Consider the following 6,793-nt stretch of genomic DNA (forward strand, 5'->3'; position numbering starts at 1 on the left):
TCTCAGGGCGCCCCCAGTCATTACCCGGAGCTGGAACCTGCGGTGGCCGGACAAAAGCCCTCATTCAAACATCCTAACCGGACGACATGGATCGGCGTCCTTGAGATACCGGAAACAGTTGCTGTTAAAACCGGTCGGCGCGCTTAGGTTTAGCTGGATATTCAGCCTTGAGTAGTATAAAATTAGCAAGCGGACAAGTTTCCCCGACGCTTGGGCGCGCTCAGTGAGCCGTTATGCGGTCTCCCGGCTCTACCTTGCCCCACAAGGTAGAGCCGCTTCTCTATTCCACGAGCAAGAATGCTGATGGCGATGGGACGTTCAAGGGGCTTTCAGCCGAAATAGCCTTCCAGATTGAAAACTATTCGAAGAAGTGCCGCCGTCCCTCGTCATCATTTCGCGGAAACCGCAACGTTTCAGCAATCACAGACGTCATAGTCAGCTATAAGCAGCATAGGCCGCAATGATCGCCGCAATTTGCTCAGAGTCCAATGCCTGTGCCTGGGTTGTCGTGATAGCGTATAGTTGCTCGCTGGAGAGCACGGAAATATCAGAGGTTGATAGTCCTTTTATGCCTCGGGTGCTGATGGCTTCGATTTGCTCGGTCGACAACGCCTCGATGTCCGTCGACGACAGAGCACCGATCTCCGCCGAGGTCAGGGCGGCGATCTGCGTACTCGACAATGCACCGATCTGCGCCGTCGATAGCACCGCGACCTGACTGGTGGTCAGAGCCGCGATCGAGGCTGACGCCAGCGCGGCAATTTGCGTTGTGGAGAGTGCAGCCACGGCGACGGTGCTCAGAGCCGCAACCTGCTTCAGACTCAAGGCGCCCATCTGCGTCGAACTCAAGACGTCGATCTGCTTGGTCGTGAGTGCAGCGATCTGGCTGGATGTCAGGGCCGCGATCTGCGCCGTCTTCAAGGCGGCGATCGTGCTGGTAGTGAGCAACGCGACATTATCGGTGGAGAGCTTCGACAGAGCGACCGAGCTGAGGGCTCCGATTTGGCTGCTCGACAGCGCCGCGATATCCTCGGTCGAAAGGGCACCAACCTCAGCGGCAGAGAGAGCGGCAATCTGCGTCGTCGTCAACGCACCGATCTGTGTCGTCGATAGCGCGGCAATCTCATCGGTGGTCAGCCCCGCGATCGAGGCGGTCTTCAGCGCGGCAATTTGCGTGGTCGAGAGCGCGGCCACAGCGGCGGTGCTCAGAGATGCAACCTGCTTAAGGCTCAAGGCGCCGATCTGTGTCGAACTCAAAACCTCGACCTGACCGGTCGTAAGCGCCGCGATCTGGCTCGATGTCAGCGCAGCGATCTGGGCCGTCTTCAAACCAGCGATCGTGCTGGTGGTGAGCAATGCGACATTACTGGTAGAGAGTTTCGACAGAGCGACGGAGCTGAGGGCTCCGATTTGGCTGCTCGACAGCGCTGCAATATCCGCAGACGAAAGAGCACTGGCCTCTGTGGCAGAGAGAGCCGCGATCTGCGTCGTCGTCAACGCACCGATCTGTGTTGTCGACAGCGCCGCGATCTGACTGGTGGTCAGGGCCGCGATGGAGGCTGACTTCAGTGAAGCGATTTGCGTGGTCGACAGTGCAGCCACGGCGACGGTGCTCAGAGACGCGACCTGCCTCAGACTCAAGGCGCCCATCTGTGTGGAACTCAAAACGTCGATCTGACTGGTTGTGAGCGCAGCGATCTGGCTGGAGGTCAACGCCGCGATCTGTGCCGTCTTCAAGGCGGCGATCGCGCTGGTGGTGAGCAACGCGACGTTACTCGTCGTGAGCTTCGACAGCGCGGATGAGCTGATTGCCCCGATCTGGTTGCTAGACAGCGCCGCAATATCCGCCGAGGAAAGGGCGCCGACCTCTGTCGCAGAGAGAGCTGCGATCTGCGTGGTGGAGAGTGCAGCGATCTGCGTTGTCGACAGCGCCGCGATCTCACTGGTGGTCAGACCCACGATCGCAGCAGTCTTCAGCGCGGCAATTTGCGTGGTGGAGAGTGCAGCAACGGCGGCGGTGCTCAGAGATGCAACCTGCTTCAAGCTCAAAGCGCCGATCTGCGTCGAACTCAAAACGTCGACCTGATTGGTCGTAAGCGCAGCGATCTGGCTGGACGTCAGGGCGGCGATCTGCGCCGTCTTCAACGCGGCGATCGTGCTGGTGGTGAGCAATGCGACATTATCGGTGGAAAGCTTCGAGAGGGCGACGGAGCTGATGGCGCCGATCTGGCTGCTCGACAGTGTCGCGATATCCTCGGTCGAAAGGGCACTGACCTCTGTGGCAGAGAGAGCCGCGATCTGCGTCGTCGTCAATGCAGCGATCTGCGTCGTCGACAGCGCCGCAATCTCACTGGTAGTCAGACCCGCAATCGAGGCAGACTTCAGTGAAGCGATTTGTTCGGTCGAGAGTGCGGCCACAGCCTCGGTGCTTAGAGCCGCAACCTGCTTCAGACTCAAGGCGCCGATCTGTGTAGAACTCAAAACGTCGATCTGCTTGGTCGTGAGCGCAGCGATCTGGCTGGATGTCAGCGCAGCGATCTGCGCCGTCTTCAAGGCGGCGATCGTGCCGGTGCTGAGCAACGCGACATTATCGGTGGAGAGCTTTGACAGAGAGGACGAGCTGATGGCCCCGATTTGGCTGCTCGACAGCGCCGCGATATCCTCCGTCGAAAGGGCGCCGACCTCTGTGGCAGAGAGAGCGGCGATCTGCGTCGTCGTCAATGAACTGATCTGCGTCGTCGACAGCCCTGCGACCTGAGTGGTGGTCAGCGCCCTCACTTCGACCGTGGAGAGGCCTCCAATTTGGACCGATGAAAGAACCGCCAGTTGATCCAGCCCCAAGCCCACAATGGCGCTCGGCGATATGGCCTTCATTTGTTTCGTCGAGAGAACAGCAATGTCTTCCGTACTCAACACGGCGATCTGGGTTGAGGTAAGCGCGTTGATTTGGCTAGTACCCATCGCCGCGACGTCGTCTGTGGTCAGAGCAGCGATCGTGGCGGTGGAGAGAGACCGGATTGCACTGGCGGACAGAGAGGAAATGATTGAAGTCATAAACGAGCGTTCCAAATGTTAGCTTGATCACGCCTTGCTTGTCCGCCCAATCAAGCCGCCACAGCGGCTTTCGGATAGTGGGCTGCGACGCTGGCAGAGGCGCAGGAATGAACGCAACTGCGAACTAGCTGACTGCTTTTAATTTCATGGTGCCCGCGCGACTCGCTAGGATGTTTCTTACAAGTATCCGTAGCAGTGGCACCTGATCCGAAGCTTGCGTGAGGCACGGTCCATCGATTGCGTGGTTCTCATGGAAAAACGCGGCACCGGGATCGCCAGCCCCGATCGGGGCTGGCGTTTAATTTCGCGACAGAGACAGCAGCCCGAAGGCCCGTGGGCGCTTTAGCTGCCTGTTACGGCTGCTTGCGAACTGACCCAACGACCAGTCGACCGGCGCTTCCGTCGGACAGTTTCACCTTCCCCCATCCGGACATGAGGTCCGGCGCTCTCGTGACCTCGGCCTGGCCTGTGCGACCGTCCGAGCATTTGACCGGAAGAGTGACTGTCGGGCGCCGATCCTTGGGATCGTAGGTGCCGGAACATTTCACAGAATGGCGCGACGATTGAACCGAGAAACGTCCGCCTTCGCGCGAGGCTATCGTGGAGCCTTTGAACGTCTCGCCAGAGTCCATTTTCGCTGAAACCGGAAGAACTATGTCGCCTTGTCCATGGCTCTGCGGCTTTAGCGGGCCCGAACCGGCGATCCTCAAGGCCTTCATAATGCTTGGAGCCATGAGGTGACCCTGGACAAACTGAACGTAATCCTCGTAGGGGATGGCTCCCTTCGCGTACGCGGTGAGGACGCGGCGACAGAACTCAAGACGGACATTGGCCTCTGAAACGCCCATCAGTTTCGCAAGTTTCTGTTGCGCGTCCGGGTTGATGCCACCGTGGCTGCATGCCTGGATGTTCCAGTTGAGAACAGTAGCATCGCTCAGTTGATTTCGATCATATTCATACCCGCCCTTGGTCGTGACCGGTCCGGCGCTTGCGGATGCAGAAAGAGTCGCCACAGTGATGGCCACCAGAATCATAAGCTTTTTCATTCCGAACCTTTTCTCAAAGTATGCGTAGCGCGCGCATCGCTCTCAGATGAGATTTCAACGACGGGCAAAACAGATATTTTAGAATTCGACGCTCCGGCCCGATTTTGACCGTGGCCGCCACTATTCCTTTAAGTTGTTTCCATTTCAACTTGTTACACCCATTTTATCCCCTTATGCGGGCATTAATTTTCGAAGTTAGATCGAGTTTTTCGGCTCATCGGAGACCATCACCCGGTCCAGCCGCTGCGTCCGAGACGCTTTGAGCGTCCAGGAGAGATCGACGCGCCATCATGATAAACGGGTAGGAAAGTTTGCTGCAGAACCATCGGCGACTGGACAAGCCCGCCGGATATGGGCAAATCCATAGCACGTTCGTCACATCCTGACGCCGTCGATCCGGCGAAGATCATAGGCGCCATATTTCGCGGAGTGCAAAAATGACAAAACCGACCTATTTCGCGCCGAAGGGCGGCTCTCCGGCGCAGACTGACCTTCTGACCGGCCGTGCGGTCTTTACTGAAGCCTATGCTGTGATCCCCAAGGGCGTGATGATGGACATCGTCACCAGCTATCTGCCTTTCTGGGAAGGAACACGCCTTTGGGTGCTCTCCCGCCCGCTCTCCGGCTTCGCGGAAACCTTCTCGCAGTACATCATGGAGGTCGCCCCAGGCGGCGGCAGTGAGACGCCGGAATCGGATCCGCACGCCGAAGGAGTGATCTTCGTTTTGGAAGGAGAGGTGACGATCGAGTTGGGGGGAGACGTTCATGTTCTCCATCCCGGCGGCTACGCCTTCTTGCCACCCTCGAGCGGTTGGCAACTTTGCAATCACGGATCGGTCGCCACGCGATTCCACTGGATTCGCAAGGCCTATGAGACCGTTCCGGGCCTAGACGCACCAGAGCCAATTTTCACCAATGAGCAGGAAATTGCACCAACGCCAATGCCTGGGACGGACGGGAAATGGGCAACCACCCGCTTCGTCGATCCACTAGACCTGCGCCATGACATGCACGTCACGATCGTTACCTTCGAACCTGGCGCCGTCATCCCGTTTGCGGAAACCCATGTAATGGAGCATGGTCTCTATGTACTCGAGGGCAAAGCGGTTTATCGGCTGAACCAGGATTGGGTCGAAGTCGAGGCTGGCGATTTCATGTGGCTACGCGCCTTCTGCCCGCAGGCCTGCTATGCCGGAGGGCCGGGGAAATTCCGCTACCTGCTTTATAAGGACGTCAATCGCCATATGAAGCTGTCCCGATAACAAAGACTGGCATGTGATATCCGGACTTTAAGGACCTGCGAGGAGGCCGTCATGCATTTGAAAGACGCAACATTGTTCCGGCAGGCCGCTTTGGTCGGCGGCAATTGGATCGAGGCAGGTGACAACGCAATCAAGGTCGACAATCCGGCGACGGGCGAGATCATCGGCCGCGTTCCCAATCTGGGCGCCGCCGAGACAAAAAAGGCGATTGCCGCGGCCGAAGCCGCCCAGAAGGAATGGGCCGCCCGCACCGCCAAGGAACGCTCCGGCATCCTGAGGCGCTGGTTCGAGCTGATGATGGAAAACCAGGATGATCTCGGCCGCATCCTGACGGCCGAACAGGGCAAGCCGCTGCCCGAGGCCAAGGGCGAGATCGCCTATGGCGCCAGCTTCATCGAATGGTTTGCCGAAGAAGCCCGTCGCGTCTATGGCGACATCATCCCCGGCCACCAGAAAGACAAGCGCATTCTGGTGATGAAGCAGCCGATCGGCGTCGTTGCCGCGATCACCCCCTGGAACTTCCCGAATGCGATGATCACCCGCAAGGCCGGTCCTGCCTTTGCCGCCGGCTGCGCCATGGTGTTGAAGCCCGCCTCGCAGACGCCGTTTTCGGCGATCGCGATTGCGGTCCTTGCCGAACGCGCCGGCCTGCCCAAGGGCTTGTTCAGTGTATTGACCGGCTCGGCCCGCGCCATCGGCGGCGAGATGACCGCAAGCCCGGTCGTGCGCAAGCTGACCTTCACCGGCTCGACGGAAGTCGGCGCCGAGCTTTACAGGCAGAGCGCGCCGACTATCAAGAAACTCGGCCTGGAGCTCGGCGGCAATGCGCCCTTCATCGTCTTTGACGATGCCGATCTCGATGCCGCCGTCGAAGGTGCGTTGATCGCCAAGTTCCGCAACAATGGCCAGACCTGCGTCTGCGCCAACCGTCTCTATGTGCAGGACGGTGTCTATGACGCCTTTGCCGAAAAACTCTCCAAGGCGGTCGGCGCACTGAAGACCGGCAATGGTTTCGACGAAGGCATCAATCTCGGCCCGCTGATCGACGAAGCAGCCCTTGCCAAGGTCGAGGAGCATGTTGCCGATGCGCTTTCTAAGGGCGGCCGTGTCGTTGCCGGCGGTCATCGCCATCCGCTCGGCGGACGCTTTTATGAGGCGACCGTACTGGCCAATGTCACGCCGGCGATGGCTGTCGCCAAGGAAGAGACTTTCGGACCGGTGGCTCCGCTCTTCCGCTTCAAGGATGAGGCCGATGTCATTGCCCAGGCCAACGACACCGAATTCGGTCTTGCCTCCTATTTCTATGCCAAGGATCTCGCCCGCGTCTTCCGCGTCGCAGAAGCGCTCGAATACGGCATGGTCGGCGTCAATACCGGCCTGATCTCGACGGCCGAAGCGCCATTCGGCGGCGTCAAACTCTCCGGTCTCGGC

The 6,793-nt window shown here is 59.1% G+C and carries 4 protein-coding genes; 2 read left to right on the forward strand and 2 right to left on the reverse strand.

What is annotated here, in order from left to right; all coding sequences use genetic code 11:
* Nucleotides 1-435: 435 nt before the first annotated feature.
* Both PH547_RS26420 and PH547_RS26425 read right to left on the reverse strand, forming a co-directional pair.
* Nucleotides 436-3,054, reverse strand: coding sequence for a beta strand repeat-containing protein (locus PH547_RS26420; RefSeq protein ID WP_285169839.1), 2,619 nt, complete (start codon nt 3,052-3,054; stop codon nt 436-438).
* A 353-nt stretch (nt 3,055-3,407) separates the two neighbouring features.
* Nucleotides 3,408-4,088 carry a hypothetical protein gene (locus PH547_RS26425; RefSeq protein ID WP_285169840.1) on the reverse strand — a complete coding sequence of 227 codons (681 nt, stop codon included), beginning with the start codon at nt 4,086-4,088 and terminating at the stop codon, nt 3,408-3,410.
* A 449-nt stretch (nt 4,089-4,537) separates the two neighbouring features.
* Between PH547_RS26425 and PH547_RS26430 the strand changes: the two genes are divergently transcribed.
* Both PH547_RS26430 and PH547_RS26435 read left to right on the forward strand, forming a co-directional pair.
* Complete coding sequence (locus PH547_RS26430) at nt 4,538-5,362, forward strand: bifunctional allantoicase/(S)-ureidoglycine aminohydrolase (protein WP_285169841.1); 825 nt, start codon at nt 4,538-4,540, stop codon at nt 5,360-5,362.
* A gap of 51 nt (nt 5,363-5,413) precedes the next feature.
* Nucleotides 5,414-6,793 (forward strand): NAD-dependent succinate-semialdehyde dehydrogenase (locus PH547_RS26435; RefSeq protein ID WP_285169842.1); only part of this gene is annotated, 1,380 nt, incomplete at its 3' end.

The organism is Rhizobium cerradonense, assembly GCF_030182455.1.
Lineage (GTDB): Bacteria > Pseudomonadota > Alphaproteobacteria > Rhizobiales > Rhizobiaceae > Rhizobium.

Excerpts from the sequence above, each read along its gene's own strand:
- PH547_RS26420 (WP_285169839.1), bottom strand. The coding sequence starts at position 3,054 with ATGACTTCAATCATTTCCTCTCTGTCCGCCAGTGCAATCCGGTCTCTC.
- PH547_RS26425 (WP_285169840.1), bottom strand. The coding sequence starts at position 4,088 with ATGATTCTGGTGGCCATCACTGTGGCGACTCTTTCTGCATCCGCAAGC.
- PH547_RS26430 (WP_285169841.1), top strand. The coding sequence starts at position 4,538 with ATGACAAAACCGACCTATTTCGCGCCGAAGGGCGGCTCTCCGGCGCAG.